Source organism: Ornithinibacillus bavariensis (assembly GCF_050433565.1).
Lineage (GTDB): Bacteria > Bacillota > Bacilli > Bacillales > Amphibacillaceae > Ornithinibacillus > Ornithinibacillus bavariensis.
Genome location: NZ_JBNPWZ010000001.1, coordinates 15191 through 32287, shown reverse-complemented (window position 1 = coordinate 32287; position 17097 = coordinate 15191). Strand labels below are relative to the sequence as shown.

Here is a 17097-nt window from a genome sequence, read left to right as displayed (position 1 = left end):
ACATTGATAGCGTTTTCATTATTATTTTTTATATTACGTTATTTAAACGTAATTTTATCATTCCGTAATAGTAGTAGTCAATGAAAATTTAGAAAAATCTATATCTTTTGAACTAGTTGTTAGAAGTAAGAAAGTCCAGCCTCTGAAAACAAGCTGACACTTGAGCTTTTGCACTTTCTATCATGCTTTCCATTAACTCGCTTACTGTAGGGATATCCTCAATTAACCCAGCTACCTGACCACCATTTATGAATCCTCTATCCAGATCACCCTGAATAGCCCCTATCACATGGTGTGCTTCCGAGGTGAAATCTGCAAATTCTTCTATAGATAATCCTTCCTTTTCCCTATCTAACAAACTAGTAGAGTAATTTGTTTTCATTACTCTTCTAACGCTACCGAAGCTTCTACCAATGATAATTGCATCCGTTCCACTAGCATCCATTAGCTTCTTCTTATAATTCTCATGAAAAGGGGCTTCTTTTGTTGCGATAAATCGCGTTCCCATTTGTACTCCTTCTGCACCAAGTACTAGCGCTGCAGCTAATCCTCTTCCATCACCAATCCCACCCGCTGCAACAACAGGTGTTTTCACCTTTTGAACAATCTGGGGAATTAATGTAAACGTAGTAAGTTCCAAACTAGAGTTAATTCCTGCTGCTTCGTACCCCTCTGCAACTAAAATATCCGCCCCAGCCGCTTCTGCCTTTTCCGCGTGTTTTACAGATGCAACAATTGTTATGACCTTTATATTTCTTTCATGAAGTATTGGGATATAGGGTGCTGGATTTCCAGCTGACAGGGAAAAAACGGGGACACTATGTTGAATGCCCAAATTAATCAACTCATCAACAAACGGGGAAACATTTATGGCGATATTTAATGCAAACGGTCTAGATGTTAGCCGTTTTGTTTCCAAAATAATTTCTTCAACTTCTTCGACAGACATAGTGCCACAACCAATCGTGCCGAGCCCACCTGCTTCTGAGACAGCAGCGGCTAGCATTGCATTTGAAATATTTCCCATACCACCTTGAATGATTGGATAGGTAATATTTAATAGTTTCGTAACACGATTCATCCTAATCCCCCTTTGTCACTTCCCTTTAAAAATTGGCTCCCTTTTTTCACTAAACGCCTGTAAGGCTTCTAACCTATCTTCCGTTGGAATTGTAAGCTCATAGGCTTTTGCTTCCATATCGAGTCCAGTGTGGAGATCGGTATTAAGCCCTAGTGAAATGGCAAATTTAGCTTGTGTAACAGCAATCGGTCCATTTTTTAAAATTTTTGTTGCTAGGTCCTTTGATTCTTGTAGCACCAATTCTGGCTCTACAACTTTAAGTACTACCCCAAGTGTGTGTGCTTCTTCTGCAGTAATCTTTTTTGCAGTAAGAATCATTTCCTTTGCTTTCATTTCGCCAACTATTCTAGGTAAACGTTGCGTTCCACCTGCTCCTGGAATGATGGCCCAACTTGTTTCCGTTAATCCCATTTGAACAGCTTTCGCCGCAATTACAAAATCGCAAGCAATCATCAATTCAAAGCCACCACCAAAACAATAGCCATTCACTGCCGCAATGGTCGGTTGTGGTAATCTGGCAACCGAATCGAAACAGTCACGGATTGCTTTCACATTTCGTCTCACTTCAGATTCTGTTAATGTTTTACGTTCCTTTAAATCAGCCCCTGCACTGAACGCTCTATTCCCTTCTCCCGTTATAATAACAGCCCTTATGTCTCTATCAAGATGAATACGGTCTACGGTTTCTTGTAGCTCAGACAGCATTTGATAGTTGAAGGCATTTAGTGCCTCTTCACGGTTTAAAGTAATGTAAGCAATATGATTTTCTTTTTGAAAAAGGATTGTTTGCATCGCTCTTTCTCCTTTCGTTGGCGTTGGCGTGGTCGTGTTCTAGGTCATTATTGAATAGTGCCTATAACCCTTCCACGATTACGGAAACACCTTGCCCGACTCCAACACACATGGTGGCGAGGCCATATTTTACTTCTCTTTTCTTCATTTCATGGATCAGCGTTGTTAATATCCTTGCTCCACTTGCTCCAAGTGGATGTCCAAAGGCAATTGCTCCACCATTAACATTCACAATCTGTGAATCTAATTCCAATTGTCGAATGCATTCAATCGATTGGGAGGCAAATGCTTCATTTAATTCTACTAGCCCGATATCAGAGGTATTTAAACCTGCCCGAACAAGTGCTTTTCTAGTTGAATAAATAGGACCAAGTCCCATGATGGATGGCTCAAGCCCTGCAGTAGCCCCAGTAACATACCGTGCCATCGGCTTTACACCTAATTTTTTTGCCTTTTCTGCGCTCATTAATAATAAAGCTGAAGCACCATCATTGACACCTGATGCATTTCCCGCTGTAATGGTGCCTTTATCAAATAATGGTTTAAGTTTGCTCAGCTTTTCTAGGGTTGTATCTGGACGTGGATGTTCATCTTGTTCAATCTTCATCTCATTATTCTTTTGATCATGATAGATTACCGGAACGAGTTCATCTGAAAATCGGTTTTCTTCCATCGCTTTTTTCGCTCGTTGCTGGCTAGTAAAAGCAAATTCATCCTGCTCTGTACGACTAATGGAAAAACGTTCTGCAACATTCTCGGCAGTTTTCGGCATAGATTCTGTTCCGTACATCTCTGCAAGCCTTGTGTTTATAAATCGCCATCCAATTGTTGTATCAAAAAGCTCCATATTTCCTCTAGGAAATTCTTTATCTGGCTTAGCCATAACAAACGGGGCACGCGTCATACTTTCCGTCCCACCAGCAATAAAAATATCTCCCTCTCCAATAGCAATAGCGCGTGCTGCATACATGACCGCATCAAGTCCTGACCCGCAAAGACGGTTAATGGTTGTTCCACTTACAGAAACAGGTAGATCCGCTAGTAGCGCAGACATTCTAGCTACATTTCGATTATCCTCTCCTGCTTGGTTGGCATTCCCTAAGACAACTTCTTCTATCTCTTCAGGAATAATAGCTGGATTTCGATCTAGTAACGCTTTTATCACGATTGCTCCTAAATCATCTGGACGAACACCCTTTAGAGCCCCTTTGTACCTACCAATTGGCGTCCGTACTGCATCAATAATTACAACATCTTTCATTTTTTTATCAACTCACCATCTTTGGAATACTCGTATACACCACGACCAGTTTTTCTCCCTAGCCTTCCTGCCTTAACATACTGTTCTAATAGTGGTGCTGGACGAAACTTTTCCCCTAAGGTTTCATGTAAGTACTTCAAATTATTCAATCTTGTGTCCAATCCAACTAGATCCCCTAACTCCAGTGGCCCCATCGGGTAGTTAAGACCGAGCTTAATCGCTTTATCAATATCTTCTGCAGTTGCAACACCTTCCTGAAGCATGTAAAAGGCTTCATTCCCGACCATGGCACTAATTCTACTCGTAACAAATCCTGGAAATTCATTAACCTCAACGGTTTCTTTACCCATTCTTTCCGCTACTTCACGAATAATGGTCACCGTTTCTGAGCTTGTTTCAAGTCCTTTTACGATCTCTACTAGTCGCATGCGATGAACTGGATTAAAAAAATGCATAGCAGCAACCTTTTCTGATCTCTTTGTGTAGGACCCTAATTCAGTTGGACTGATGGTCGAGGTGTTAGAGGCAATCACGATATCCTTTGCTGCGTATGTATCAACTGTTTCCAATACATGTTTCTTCAAATCACGCTTTTCCGGAACAGCCTCTATAACAAAGTCCGTACTCTTTACCACTGTATGTAGCTCCAGTGAGGTTTGGATATTCCCTACTAAATTCCCAGCTTCTATATTGGATAATTTCCCGCGTTCCACTGCTTTATTTGCCAAAATGCTCATTTCGTCTAGGGCATTTTGTAGTTGATCCTGTGAAACATCTACAAGTGTCGTCTGAAAGCCAGCAAGGGCCGAGACATAGGCTATGCCTCGCCCCATCACACCAGCTCCAACGACAGTAATACTATTAATTGTCATTGGTAGTCTTCCTTTCTTTCTACTTAACTAAACTTTATCTTTTGCTACCAATCCTTCGAAGGTAAGACATTTAGAAAAGCTTTTATACCCCAAACGGATTTATTGGTTTTGGACCATAATAGGAGAGCACACTCTTGTCTTCCATATATAAATCTAGTGTTTCTACGGTTAGCTCTCTACCGAATCCTGACTGCTTGTAGCCACCGAATGGTGTTCCCGGGAATGCGGAGAATGGGCTATTAACCATAACAATTCCAGCTTGGATTTGGTGGGCAACACGGGTAGCCCTTGCTTGGTTTGTCGTCCAGATAGCTGAACCAAGTCCATATTCTGTATCGTTTGCTCGTGCCACAACATCCCGCTCATCCGCAAACTTCTCTACTACAACAACCGGTCCAAAAATCTCTTCTTGGACGACCTTCATATCTGGACTAACATCCACAATAATGGTAGGCTCATACCAGTAACCATTCTCAAACCCCTCAATTTTTAATTCTCTTCCACCGGTTAAAATGGTTGCCCCATCTTCCCTAGCTGATTGTACGTAGCCATCAATTTTCTCTAGCTGGCTTCTACTAATGATAGAACCAACATGTGTCCCTTTATCAAAAGGATCACCTAGCTTCAGCTTCTGCGTTCTTGATACAAACTGTTCCATGAATTCATCGTATATTTCCTCATGAACGAACAATCGGGACCTTGCTTCACAGGACTGTCCTGTATTAAAGAAGATACCGAACAATGACCCTGCTACTGCCGCTTCTAAATCAGCATCTTCAAAAATAATGCTTGGTGATTTGCCGCCTAACTCAAGAGTCAATCGTTTTAATGTACTTGACGCCTTTTCCATAATGTCTCGCCCTGTTGGAGTGGATCCTGTGAAAGCAACCTTATTTACATCCTTATGGGTAACCAAGTAATCTCCTACCACTTGGCCTGCACCAGGAATGGTATTTACCACTCCTTCGGGAACACCAGCTTCATGACATATCTCATTGAGAATAATTGCTGTGATTGGTGTTAGACTAGCAGGCTTGACGACAACCGAGCACCCAGCAGCAATCGCCGGTGCAATTTTCCATGCTGCCATCATCATTGGATAGTTCCAAGGGATAATTTGTGCACAAACTCCTACTGGTTCTTTATGTGTATAGTTAAAAAAGCCATTCGGCATATTATTCACTGTTCCACGGTGACCAATAATGGCACCTGCATAAAATTCGAAATCCTCAATGGCTTGACTAATCTGAACCTGTGCTGCACTAATCGACTTACCACTGTTGAGAACCTCCATTTCCACCAACTCATTAAATCGGCTTCGCATAATGGAGGCGATCTTATTTAAAACACGTGCACGTTTTCCAACTGGGTATTTGCGCCATTTCCCATTATCAAAAGCGTTTCTTGCTGCTTGAACAGCTCTCTCAGCGTCCTCGATCGTTGCTTTAGCAATTGTTGCAATTACTTCTCCTTTTGCTGGATCAAACGTTTCAAACACCTCTTTAGAAACACTTTCCACACGTTCACCATTAATAACCATGCCGTAATGGCTTCGTTTCATTTCTCCAACTGCTGTAATCTTATCTGATACGATTTGTTCCATTTTGGTCCTCCTTATTTTCCTATAAAATTTGGATTACGCTTTTCCACAAATGCCTGTAAACCCTCAAGATGATCCGTGGACATACCAGCAATTCGTTGCGCATATGCCTCCTGCTCTAAAAACGTTCCATAATCGGTATGCATGCTATCTAGCATATAACGCTTCAACAATGAAAATGCCTTGGTAGGTAGTGCCACCATTTGAAATGCAAAGTTTTCGACCTGTTCCAAAAAGTCTTGTTCACTATATACCTCTGTTGCTAACCCCAGTGCCTTTGCCTCTTCAGCTACTATTGGCTTTCCAAGAACCGTAACTTCAAGTGCTTTTGCATAACCTATTAACCGAGGGAGTATATATAAAAATCCTGAATCCGGTACAAGTCCAATATTCATGAAGGCACTAACAAATTTTGCATTTTCCTTCATCAAACGAAAATCTGCGGCAAGGGCAAGTCCCATACCCGCTCCGGCAGCAATCCCGTTAACCGCTGCTATAACTGGCTTTGGTGTCTGCTTTATCGTCTGTAGCATGGGATGATATCGTTCTCTTAAAAAAGTTGCATGGTTAGTTTGTTCATCTACCTCAGCTAAATCCTGGCCTGAGCAAAAGGCTTTTCCACTACCAGTTAAAACAATGCACCTTATTTCTTCATCCTTTGTAGCTAGTTTAAAAGCATATGTAATTTCTTGATTCATCTTTTGCGTAAATGCATTGTAAGAGGCAGGACGATTTAGATAAATAGTGGCTATTTTATTGTTTTTTTCATATAGGATTGTTTCAAAATTCATCTCCTTACATCCCCCTAAATGTTGGTGGACGCTTTTCAGTAAATGCCTGCATCCCCTCTTTTTGGTCTTCAGATGCAAATGCAATATAGAAATTTTTCCGTTCGAGGTTTTTACCATCTTGTAGACTTAAATCGACTGCTGCATGGACTGCCTCTTTGATTAATCGTAATGAAATTGGTGGTTGAAGTGCTAGTTGATATGCTAATCTCATTGCTTCTTCTTCTACCAATTCAGGAGCTACTAATCGATTAACTATTCCAAACTGATATGCAATTTTTGCTGGCATCGGCTCTCCAAGCCAGATGAATTCTAGTGCTTTTCGTGGTCCCATCGCTTTTGTTAAAAATTGTGTTCCTCCTGCACCAGGCATAACACCTAATTTCACTTCGGGAAAGCCAAATTTTGCATCTTCTGCTGCAACAATCAAATCACAGTGTAGGGCTAATTCAAATCCACCCCCTAATGCAAAACCATTAACAACAGCAATAATTGGTTTTTTGATAAGGCTAATTCTATCCCAGACTGCAAATGGGTTTACCATTTCCAGTGAAAGAGGTGTACTATGAACCATCTCTTCTATATCTGCACCAGCAGCAAACGCTTTTTCATTTCCCTTTATAATCATCACTCGTATCGCATTATTTTGATCAAAGGATTCGAGCTGGGCTACAATCTCATCTACCATCTCTCTATTCAATGCGTTTAAAACCTCTGGACGGTCTAATTGAATTATCCCTATATCATCTTGTGAAAAAGCTCGAATATAATTACTCATCTACCTCTTCACCAATCATTAGGGTGACAATATCACCAGCAAATTTCATGACATCTCTTCCAGAAGCCTTTCCTTCATCGGTTCGCATTGCCTTTTGTAATGATTCATGGTCATCATAGTACATTTCACATAGCAAATAGTATTCACTCTCCCCCATTGGTGAACCTACAATTCTCGTAACCTCCATTTTTCGCAAGCCTGGAATTTTACTAGTTATTGGAGCATGTGTATGAAAATAGTGCTCATCAAATTTCGCTTTATCCTCTGGTTGTTTGTATAATGCAATTAGTTTTACCATTTTATTTCCCCCTTGATATATGGTTTTTTAGGAGGCATAGCTTTGCCTCCGAATTTCAAATAGTTTATAGATCATCGGGTAAATGTCTAGCTATTAAGTGGTTGAATAACGACAGGCTTCATTGCTTCAAATGGATTTCTACAGGAACTGCAATAAAGAATACTTCTACAAGCAGTTGGTCCGAACACATTTTCCATAGAGGTATAATCCGAGTCACAATACGGACAGTTAACCGTCCACTCATCACCAGGTCGATAATTTTCTGGTGGTGGAGCAATTCCATGCTTCTTCAATTCTGTCTTTCCTTTATCCGTAATAGCATCCGTTGACCATTGGTGTTCCATTGTAAATTCAACCTGACAATTCTTCACCCATCTAAGCTCTTCTACCGCTTTCTTTACATTCATTTCGATAAAATCTAGAGCAGGACATCCCGCGAAGGTTGGAACCATTTTGATTTGTACCAAATTGTCCTTCACGAGAACCTGGTGAACCATGCCTAAATCAAACACACTGACAGAAGGGAGCTCAGGATCGTCGACCGTTTTTAATACCGTGTATATTTCTTCCAGTTTAGTAGTCTCTACCATTGTCACTCCTCCTCTCTACAAGTTTATTCATCTCGTATGTTTGGCATGCTATATTACCAGATTGCTGTTTTATCACTTTGAAATACCTCTGCAAGTGTTCCTAGTGCTTGGTCCAAATCGGAAGTATGCTCTCCATTTCTTCCACTACCATATTTTTTTCCTAAAGGCCCCTCTGGCATAGCAACTAATACAGTTTTTACTTCTTCTAGCCAATTTCCCTTTATCGTCTCTTCATCGATAGCTATTAGCTGGTGTTGCACCATTTCATTTCCATAATTACCTAACTCAAGCACATCGAGAAATTCTTCCCAAGCCTCTTCAATACGGTGCTGAATTCTCTTTTTTGCCTCCTCAGACGAGGTTTGTAGCTGCTTAATCCAAAGCTTCCAATGGGCAAAATGATAAGGGTGCTCCATTAATACTTTTTTTGCCACATTTGCTAGTGGCTTATAGGAGCTCGTTGAAATCGCTTCCAATTTTACCTTTTTAAAGGATTCATAAAAGTAGTTCCTCACAACAGCTAACGCCCAATCAAAGTAAGGCTCTTCTAAATACTTCCCTTCTCCGTTCCGCTTTTCGAGGTAAGCACCATTTCTTCTATCACTTGCACCTCGATCATGAGCAAGGAAATTGGCATCCCCTTCACCGAGTTCTTCCAATAAATTGTAATACATTACAGCATGGCCCATTGTATTCTGTGTGATAGAGGAATAAGCAACATCTTCTTCTATATGAGGTGCTAAACCTAACCACTCAGAGCCACGAAAAGAGATAATAAAATCATCATCAGCTAATTGAAATAAGAGTTCCCTTAATGCTTGATAATAGCTTGGATCCTGTCTAGCTATTTCAGTCGTCTCAACAATCTTGCTCATTTCCTCTTCACCTCTTTCCAGGACATAATTTCCTTTTCATCTAGCATGCCTTGTTCTTTTTCCTTCCATTTTTGACGTAAATATCCGTAGCCCTTTGTTGTTCGATATTCTTTATTATCCAAACGATTCGTCAAGCCTTGCCTTTCCTCACTTGTCATTTTGCGAATATCACTTTGTCTGACAACCCAAACATCTATAACTTCTTCACGTCTCATGAAGTTCTCCTGTGCCATAAGCATTGCCATTTCTTTATTCGGTGCTAGTAGGCTGAATTGATGTTGCATTGGCGCTTTATTTCCACGCCTGCTAAACACTTCATAGACTTGATAAAAATCGGATTCCTTTGCCATGTTTGTTCCTCCCGCCCTTTACACGCTGACTGGATCTGTGGCTAGCGCTTGCCTTACCCAGCGATTGTTTTCATAAGCAATTTCTCTTACACGTAATCTTTCTTTGGAACGAGGTCCTTTATTCCGAATAATTTGCTTGAACTCTTCCCAATCTGGCTGCTTATATATCCATTTTTCTTCTTTCTCGTCATAACGTACCGTCTCGTCTGGTACGGTTAGCCCTAATGAAAATACCCTTGGCAGGTACTTCGATAAAAATGCCTGACGTAGCTCTTCATTTGTGCTTTTACGAATCTTATAGTTAATCATAATGTCTTGCTTTGAACTTCCAGTAGTTTCTGCGGAGCTAGGTCCAAAGAACATAAGCAGTGCAGGCCACCAACGATTCAATGATTCTTGTAAAATTTCTCGCTGATAGTCATTCCCCTCTGCTAATGCCATAATAATGGATTCCCCATGTTGCGCATGGAAAACCTCCTCCTGACAAATACGCTGTAAGGCCCGTTGATATGGTCCATAGGACGCATCTAGCATGTTAGTCTGAGAAATAATAGCAGCTCCATCTACTAACCAGCCGACCATTCCAGCATCTGCCCATGTTTTGGTTGGCATATGGAAGACATTATGAAATTTTAAATCCCCATTTAGTAAATCTTCCATTAAGTCTTCTCTAGTTTTTCCATATGGCTTCATCAAGTCTTCTGCAACACGTAACAATAGCTGTCCATGTCCCATCTCATCTTGAACTTTGGCCATAATACCAAGCTTTCTTTTTAATGTCGGTGCTTTCGGTACCCATTCCTTCTCTGGAAGTGCCCCCATAATTTCACTAATCCCATGCATTGATATCAGTTTTATTAGTGCCTGACGATAATCAGTAGGCATCCAGTCATCTGCTTCAATCTTTTCTCCTGCTTCTATTCGGGCCATAAAAGCTTCATATTTTTCCTGATCCTGTTCCATGTAGGCGCTAGTCTTGGAATCTCCGTCCTCCACATAGTTATACATAGTTACACTCCTTTATAACGTTTCTTTAACGTTATGATAACAAAGTGTCATATCTATCGCAATATAATTATTTTAAATTTTCACAAATCACTTCGACAATTTATGCTATAATAGTCTACTATATAGGCTACAGAGAGGGTAAAGGTTGCTCTCTTATCACGCTTTATTTTATAACGTCCTATTTTAATCATTTCATAACACTACAGATAAGCAATAACACAGTCATAGGTAGTCCTATTCATCCATCATCATATCTGCTAAAATTTGGAGAGACAGATGCTAACAAGAGAGAGGGTTTAAATGGAAAAACAATTTAATACAAGATCCATGATTTTCACCTTATTTGGTGATTACATAAGGCATTATGACAATGTTATTTGGATTGGGAGTCTTATCCGCTTATTGGAAGAGTTCGGTCATAATGAGCAATCCGTACGTGCTGCTATTTCCCGTATGAGCAAACAGGGCTGGGTAAAATCTACGAAGATTGGCAATAAGAGTTATTATTCCCTAACTGAGCAAGGACAAGTAAGAATGGAAGAGGCTTCCCAGCGTATTTATAAAACAGAGCACCCGTCATGGGATGGAAATTGGCGTATTCTTGTTTATACGATTCCAGAAAATAAACGACATCTTCGTGATGAATTACGAAAGGAACTAGTATGGAGTGGTTTCGGTCTTCTATCTAATAGTTGTTGGATAACCCCTAATCCTTTGGAAGAGCAAGTTAATCGTTTAATTGATAAGTACCATATTAGTGACTATGTCTCCTTCTTCAATGCTTCCTATATCGGCAAAAATGACGAGGAGGATCTTGTACAAAAGTGCTGGAGCCTTGATGAAGTTAATAAGAAATATCAGCAGTTCATTCAGGAATACAGCCAAAGGTATGTCATTGATAAAAACAAAATGGAAAAGGATGAACTAAGTGATGGAAGCTGTTTTGTAAAATCAGCTCTATTAGTTCATCAATACCGAAAGTTCTTATTCATTGATCCAAACCTTCCACAGGAACTATTACCTAAAAAGTGGCTTGGTGATTCTGCTGCTTCCCTGTTTAATGATTATTACCAATTACTAATACATCCAGCAAAACGCTTTTTTGAGGAAGTGTTTAGACAAGGTGAAGTTGAAAAGGTAATCGAAGAAATAAAGAGGTAGTAAATGAAACGGCACCCAGCTATGGACACAATCTATTAAGCGGGCGCCGTTCTTCACTACCTCATATTAAATAAGAAAATCTATTATTTTAGTTGTAGTTACCAAGTTACCTAACCTCTTATAAGCAGAGAGGACACACAAGTTGCTACCTTTTTTTCATTTTGAAACAAATCTGCTACGACGTAGGCTAATGTTTTTCCCATTCTTTCCACTCGTGCAATAATTTCAATCTCACCCTCAAAGGCTGGTCTGTGAAAAGTAGTATCTAAATCTATCGAAACAAAGCCTTGTTCATCTGTTAATTTAGATGCTATCGCATAGGCCATTACTATATCAGCAGCTCCAGCTAGAAATCCCCCCATCACTACTCCATGGCCATTCATGTATTTCTGATCAACCTGCCAAATCCCCTTTGCAATACCATCTTCAGAAGAATTTACTTTTATTTGCATTGTTAAATCACAAGGAGGTGGTGTTCGTCCATTCGTTACTACCTGCTGCAAATCCGTAATTGAATATTTCATCTATTCACCTCTTCCCCTCTTTCTAATTTAATTATATTCCGTATTTTAAACGTTATATTAATATTAAAACCCACCACATTAATTGTCAATAACATCTAAATATACTGATTATAGTACTAGATATAATAGTTGGAATAATTAGCCTACTCATCGGCTGTAACAATGATTATTTCGTTAAAAATGTAGGAGAAGAAGGATTTAACCGAAAGTAAAATTAAGTTATTCATTAAATATTGACTTCTATTGGAAATATTTTTATTATTTATATAACAACATTTTTAACAAACGTAAATATTTCGTTACATATATTTTCGTTAATTAGTACATGGACAATAAATGAAAGGGAGTTACGCAAATGAATAATCATGAGTGTATCGATATAACGATAATCGGTGCAGGTCCAGTTGGATTGTTTACTGCTTTCTATGCTGGGATGCGGGAGGCATCTGTGAAAATAATTGACAGTCTACCAGAAATCGGTGGTCAACTTGCTGCTTTATATCCTGAAAAATATATTTACGATGTGGCAGGTTTTACCGGTGTCAAAGCTAAAGACCTCGTTCATGCACTTCATACACAAGCATTAACTTTCTCGCCAAAAATCTGCTTAAATGAGCAAGTTATTGCGATTACCCGGCTAGCAGATGGGAGGTTTGAAATCGAAACCACTAAGACTATTCATTACTCTCGTAGTATCATTATTTCAGCTGGTGCTGGTGCCTTTGAACCACGAAAGTTAAAGCTTCATAACGCCATTGAATTTGAAAAGACCTCTCTCCATTACCATGTAAAGCAAGTGGAGGTTTTTCGAGGTAAGCAAGTATTACTCTGTGGTGGTGGAGATTCTGCAGTGGATTGGGCCTTAGCCCTAGAAGAGGTAGCAAAATCTGTTACACTCATCCATCGAAGACAGGAGTTCCGAGCACATGAGCATAGTATTTCACAGCTTAAAAACTCATCTGTATCCATTCTTACTCCATACGAGGTTCATGAAATAATTGGTTCCGATGGGCAAATTAGTGAAGTAATAGTACAGGAAGTTAAGGGAGAGAAGCTAGTAAATTTACCAGTAGATGATGTTATTGTGAGCTATGGCTTTATTACCAACATTGGACCAATCAAATCTTGGGGGCTAGATACAACAAAAAATGCCGTATTGGTAAACGGAAAAATGGAGACTACTATCCCTGGAATATATGCAGCAGGGGATATCTGTGGATATGAAGGAAAGCCAAAGCTTATTGCAACCGGGTTTGGCGAGGCAACGATAGCAGTTAATCATGCAAAAACATTCCTTGATCCAAAAGCGAAATTAAGTGTACATAGTACCCACTTATTTGCCGAGTCATTTCAATAAAAGAAAATAGCACCTCTAAATGGATAGTTATCTACCATCCTCTAGAGGTGCCATAACACCGTGTTAATCCCTATTGGTATCCACTTCATACCATTTTTTAATGGCATGAAGATCGGTACCGGATAATTTTTTGAATTTTGCTTTTGGAAGTTTTACTTTAATATAGTCCGCCTCTTCTTCAGATAATCGTAATTCACGGACACTTCTTCCGTCTTTAAAGGATTCGAGTAAGAATTCATCAAATGCTTCTTTATTTGATATCACAGAACTCCCCCCTTACTCTAGATTAGGGACCAACACATCATGCTTTAATCTCTTTCCTGATCGAATGATTGCTTCATTCACTAATACTTGCATTGCATCCACACAATAAGGCTTTAATTCATCCACTATGTGGATACAGGAAAGCTCTGTACACCCAAGAATCACACAGTCACACTCTTCAAGCATACTTCTAATAATCCCATTAAATGCTTCCGTATCAATTGGTTTATCGGCCTTAAAATCATAAATTGTCCGCATGACCTGTTCTTGAACATGCCTATTTGGCGTGAGAGCCTTCATATTAAATTTATGACACTCTTGTTGATATATACCAGTATTTATCGTTCCATTGGTTGCTAAAATACCAACAGTTGTATGTTGTCCAAATTGCTGTTCTATACGCTTTACAGTCTCTTCTATCATGTTAATAATCGGGATAGAAGTCATTGCCTGCATCTCATGATAAAAATAATGAGATGTGTTACATGGGATTGCTATATGATCAATGTCTGCAGCTTGAAAAATAGCAAAATCATTCTTAACTGCTTCTAGGAAAAGTTCCTTGTCATTTTCTAAAATAGCCCTTGTCCGATCTGGAATAGTGGCATGGTTAAGTATAACCATGTCAATATGCTCCTGGTCCTTATTTGCCACCGTGTTATCGATAACCCTCTCAAAAAATAGTGATGTTGCAACTGGGCCCATTCCACCTAAAACCCCAAGTTTCTTTTGCTTCAATCTCTCCACCTGCTTTATCCAATGCTGCATCTACATTGATGATTTATTGTACTTCTACGTTTTCCTTATTTAACGCTTCTAGAGCAATTCCTGCACCATAGTCCATACCTTGACAGCCGGCCAGTAATACTAAATCCCCTTTTTCTGCTCGTGAAAGTGCATCTTTAATAGCATCTGGTAATTCATCATATAAACGAACCTTAATATTCGCCTTTTCCATTACATCCGTAAATGCTTTTACTTCGTCATCCGTCACTCTATCCTTATCTGTCGTGTGGGAGATGCTTCGCGTTGCAATTATCTCATTAATACCAAGTTTATCTGCCCATTCCACGACTACCTCTGCATTTTCTCGGTTAATTGTAGCACCTCTACTACCCCTAATTGCATATACTAACTGAAGATTATCGTAATCCATGAAATCTAATGTTTGCAACGTAACATTTATATTACCTGGGTTAGCAAAGTGGTCATCTACTACCTTTATTTCATCTTCATAAATAAACTCAAATCTCCTTGGAACACCGGAGAATTCCTTTAATGTCTTTTGGATTGTTGGAATTCTCGCACCACTAATCAAGGAGATGATAATAGCAACCATTGCGTTATAAACGGAGTGTAATCCAGGAACAGCTAGCTCGATATCAAACTCACTAGGTGAAAACTTCATCCCATTCGCTTCAAAGGGTTTAAGAATTTCTACCGTGAATTTACCTCTTCCAGTCGTTAAATCTAAATTCTTACAATGAATATAACCATTTTTATTATTTACACCAAATGAAATAACAGTTGCTTTTGTTTTATCCACTAATGAGGCAGAATACTGGTCATCTAGGTTTAACACAGCATAGCTATGTTCCGAAGCATTTCTAATTAAACTAGACTTCGCCTCGAAATAACGTTCAAAGGTACCATGCATTTCCATATGCTCTTTACTCATATTATTTAATGAGACTACATCATACTCCACAGCTTCTACTCGATGTAGCTCTAAAGCAGCTGATGATACTTCCATCGTAACATGGGTAACATCGTTTTGTACCATATCGTTTAAATATCGTTGCAGGTCTAATGACTCCGGAGTTGTTAGCTCAGCGGGAATAGTTTTATCGCCATTTTTAATCACGACAGTACCAATTAGACCAGTACGACGACCTTCATTTTCTAATATAGCATTTGTCATATAAGAGGTAGTTGTTTTACCGTTCGTTGCCGTAATCCCAATCATATTTAATTTCTTAGATGGATTACCGTAAAATGTTGCACTTAGCTTAGCAAGAGCCACTCGACTATTTTTCACAATATATTGTGGAATGTCCATATCCTCTTGAAAATCTTCCACTACTGCAGCTACTGCACCACGCTTAACCGCATCACCTAAATACTTGTGACCATCGGTTTTATAGCCCTTCACACAAACAAACAGATCTCCTTTTTTTACTTTTTGGGAATGATAGGAGACCTCTGTAATCTCTAATGGCTCTATTTGCCTATCATTTAATATTTCAATTGCTCCGAGTAATTCGTTTAGTTGCATTGTGCTACCTCCTTGCCTATTTTCGGCCTCCAAATAGTTTTCCAACTCTCGTTTTCATGAATGTAAATGCCGGCTTTGGATCCTTCCAGCTCCATATTGCATAAGCCTTTGGCCTGAAAAATGATTTCATTACCTCACTTGTTTTCAATTGACCACTTTTTATATAATCCTTTACCGCTAGAAAATCCTCATAACCATACCAAAAAGCACGATTAGTCGTATCCGTCAATGCTTTTGGCTCAAGTGGCTTTCCGATCATTTCTCGATATGTGATATATGGAAAATTCAAGCCAACCTTATAGAGCAAATGATTGAAGTTTGTAATCCTTGCATTTATTTCAATCAAATAAAACTCTCCGGTTTCTTCATCCTTCTTAAATTCTATTTCTGCAAATCCTTTATAATGTATTGCCTCTAAAAACTTCGAACCAATGTCAAACAGTTCTGGGGTATACTTTTGAATTGTATAGACGGATGCACCAAAATTAATTGGATACTGACGTAGTTTTTGACATGTAGTCCAATGTGTTACCTTCCCATCCTGATTAAGATAAGCATCAAATGTATACATATGATCATCAAAGCCAGGAATAATACGTTGCACAAACACTTCTAGATTTGCTTCCTTCGCCTTGTTTATTGCTTCCTCAAGCTCCTCCATATTGTGAACCTTAAATATCTTTTTACGGAATGTCGCTACAAAGCTCGGTGAGTCAAATGGCTTTACTAAACATGGAAACTTAATTTCCTCTTCAACTCGCTCTTTAAAGTTAGGTTCATGGATACGTACGGTTTCTGGAACGCGAACACCATGTTCTACCGCAAGTGCATGCAATGTATCTTTATTCATCACCTTCGATGCCAATCCTTGCTCTGTTTGAGGGATGAGGTAGTATTCTTTTATTTTCGGTAAATTTGCATCAATCACCTCTAAATATGTATCATGACAAGGAATTAGAACTGGTTTTTGATCTTGTTTTTTCGCATAATCAATCAATGCTTGTATAAATCCTTCCGTATCATTCTTATAATGTGGAACGATTATTTTTTCCGAACAATATTTCGATGCTGCACCATATCGATCTTCTTCTGAGTAGTCCACAGCAACAGTATGTACACCATGTACGCCTAGACTCCGAATGGCACTCAGCCCTATATAATAATTATTTCCTAAAATAACTGCTTTATTATTCATCGCTCTACTACTCCCAGGGCAGATTCAT

The 17097-nt window shown here is 39.2% G+C and carries 19 protein-coding genes; 2 read left to right on the top strand and 17 right to left on the bottom strand.

The genetic code is table 11. The annotated features are described in order from the left end of the window. Nucleotides 1-112 precede the first annotated feature (112 nt). The 12 genes from HNR27_RS00165 to paaA all read right to left on the bottom strand — a co-directional run bounded on the left by HNR27_RS00165 (nt 113) and on the right by paaA (nt 10293). Entirely contained in the window at nt 113-1081 is a 969-nt protein-coding gene (locus HNR27_RS00165; RefSeq protein ID WP_429338360.1) for an NAD(P)H-dependent flavin oxidoreductase, read from the bottom strand. A 15-nt stretch (nt 1082-1096) separates the two neighbouring features. Further along, nucleotides 1097-1873 carry an enoyl-CoA hydratase-related protein gene (locus HNR27_RS00160; protein ID WP_429338359.1) on the bottom strand — a complete coding sequence of 259 codons (777 nt, stop codon included), beginning with the start codon at nt 1871-1873 and terminating at the stop codon, nt 1097-1099. Between the two features lie 61 nt (nt 1874-1934). After that, complete coding sequence (locus tag HNR27_RS00155) at nt 1935-3134, bottom strand: acetyl-CoA C-acyltransferase (protein ID WP_429338358.1); 1200 nt, start codon at nt 3132-3134, stop codon at nt 1935-1937. Next, entirely contained in the window at nt 3131-4006 is an 876-nt protein-coding gene (locus tag HNR27_RS00150) for a 3-hydroxyacyl-CoA dehydrogenase (protein WP_429338357.1), read from the bottom strand. The genes HNR27_RS00155 and HNR27_RS00150 overlap by 4 nt, the downstream gene beginning before the upstream one ends. Nucleotides 4007-4088: 82 nt before the next feature. Beyond that, entirely contained in the window at nt 4089-5609 is a 1521-nt protein-coding gene (locus tag HNR27_RS00145) for an aldehyde dehydrogenase family protein (RefSeq protein ID WP_429338356.1), read from the bottom strand. 11 nt (nt 5610-5620) lie between these two features. Then, nucleotides 5621-6397: an enoyl-CoA hydratase/isomerase family protein gene (locus tag HNR27_RS00140; RefSeq protein ID WP_212920208.1), complete on the bottom strand. Its 777-nt coding sequence runs from the start codon at nt 6395-6397 to the stop codon at nt 5621-5623. Between the two features lie 4 nt (nt 6398-6401). Then, nucleotides 6402-7172 carry an enoyl-CoA hydratase/isomerase family protein gene (locus tag HNR27_RS00135; protein WP_429338355.1) on the bottom strand — a complete coding sequence of 257 codons (771 nt, stop codon included), beginning with the start codon at nt 7170-7172 and terminating at the stop codon, nt 6402-6404. Continuing rightward, nucleotides 7165-7470 carry an EthD family reductase gene (locus tag HNR27_RS00130; RefSeq protein WP_212920206.1) on the bottom strand — a complete coding sequence of 102 codons (306 nt, stop codon included), beginning with the start codon at nt 7468-7470 and terminating at the stop codon, nt 7165-7167. The genes HNR27_RS00135 and HNR27_RS00130 overlap by 8 nt, the downstream gene beginning before the upstream one ends. An 86-nt stretch (nt 7471-7556) precedes the next feature. After that, a complete protein-coding gene (gene paaD, locus HNR27_RS00125; protein ID WP_212920205.1) occupies nt 7557-8060 on the bottom strand; it encodes a 1,2-phenylacetyl-CoA epoxidase subunit PaaD in 504 nt (167 codons plus the stop codon). A gap of 53 nt (nt 8061-8113) precedes the next feature. Next, the gene (gene paaC / locus HNR27_RS00120; protein WP_429338354.1) at nt 8114-8935 is read right to left on the bottom strand and encodes a 1,2-phenylacetyl-CoA epoxidase subunit PaaC; all 822 of its coding nucleotides are present in this window, start codon (nt 8933-8935) and stop codon (nt 8114-8116) included. Further along, entirely contained in the window at nt 8932-9285 is a 354-nt protein-coding gene (gene paaB / locus HNR27_RS00115; protein ID WP_429338353.1) for a 1,2-phenylacetyl-CoA epoxidase subunit PaaB, read from the bottom strand. The genes paaC and paaB overlap by 4 nt, the downstream gene beginning before the upstream one ends. 18 nt (nt 9286-9303) lie before the next feature. Continuing rightward, complete coding sequence (gene paaA, locus HNR27_RS00110; RefSeq protein WP_429338352.1) at nt 9304-10293, bottom strand: 1,2-phenylacetyl-CoA epoxidase subunit PaaA; 990 nt, start codon at nt 10291-10293, stop codon at nt 9304-9306. A gap of 300 nt (nt 10294-10593) precedes the next feature. Between paaA and paaX the strand changes: the two genes are divergently transcribed. Beyond that, nucleotides 10594-11454 (top strand): phenylacetic acid degradation operon negative regulatory protein PaaX, encoded by an 861-nt coding sequence (gene paaX, locus HNR27_RS00105; protein ID WP_429338351.1) that lies wholly within the window; start codon nt 10594-10596, stop codon nt 11452-11454. Nucleotides 11455-11564: 110 nt separating this feature from the next. On the opposite strand, the gene HNR27_RS00100 is transcribed toward paaX, so the two are convergent. Further along, on the bottom strand, nt 11565-11978 hold the full coding sequence (locus tag HNR27_RS00100; protein WP_212920200.1) for a PaaI family thioesterase: 414 nt from the start codon (nt 11976-11978) through the stop codon (nt 11565-11567). A gap of 355 nt (nt 11979-12333) precedes the next feature. Here HNR27_RS00100 and HNR27_RS00095 point away from each other — a divergent pair, with 355 nt between their 5' ends. Then, a complete protein-coding gene (locus tag HNR27_RS00095) occupies nt 12334-13335 on the top strand; it encodes an NAD(P)/FAD-dependent oxidoreductase (protein WP_429338350.1) in 1002 nt (333 codons plus the stop codon). Nucleotides 13336-13398: 63 nt separating this feature from the next. On the opposite strand, the gene HNR27_RS00090 is transcribed toward HNR27_RS00095, so the two are convergent. The 4 genes from HNR27_RS00090 to HNR27_RS00075 are packed head-to-tail and all read right to left on the bottom strand — an operon-like array spanning nt 13399 to nt 17069. Further along, nucleotides 13399-13599: a hypothetical protein gene (locus HNR27_RS00090; protein WP_212920198.1), complete on the bottom strand. Its 201-nt coding sequence runs from the start codon at nt 13597-13599 to the stop codon at nt 13399-13401. 12 nt (nt 13600-13611) lie between these two features. After that, entirely contained in the window at nt 13612-14337 is a 726-nt protein-coding gene (cuyB, locus tag HNR27_RS00085) for a cysteate racemase (RefSeq protein ID WP_429338349.1), read from the bottom strand. 43 nt (nt 14338-14380) lie between these two features. Further along, nucleotides 14381-15874: a Mur ligase family protein gene (locus HNR27_RS00080; protein WP_429338348.1), complete on the bottom strand. Its 1494-nt coding sequence runs from the start codon at nt 15872-15874 to the stop codon at nt 14381-14383. 16 nt (nt 15875-15890) lie between these two features. After that, nucleotides 15891-17069, bottom strand: a complete 1179-nt coding sequence (locus HNR27_RS00075) for a carboxylate--amine ligase (RefSeq protein ID WP_212920195.1) — start codon at nt 17067-17069, stop codon at nt 15891-15893. Between the last annotated feature and the right edge of the window lie 28 nt (nt 17070-17097).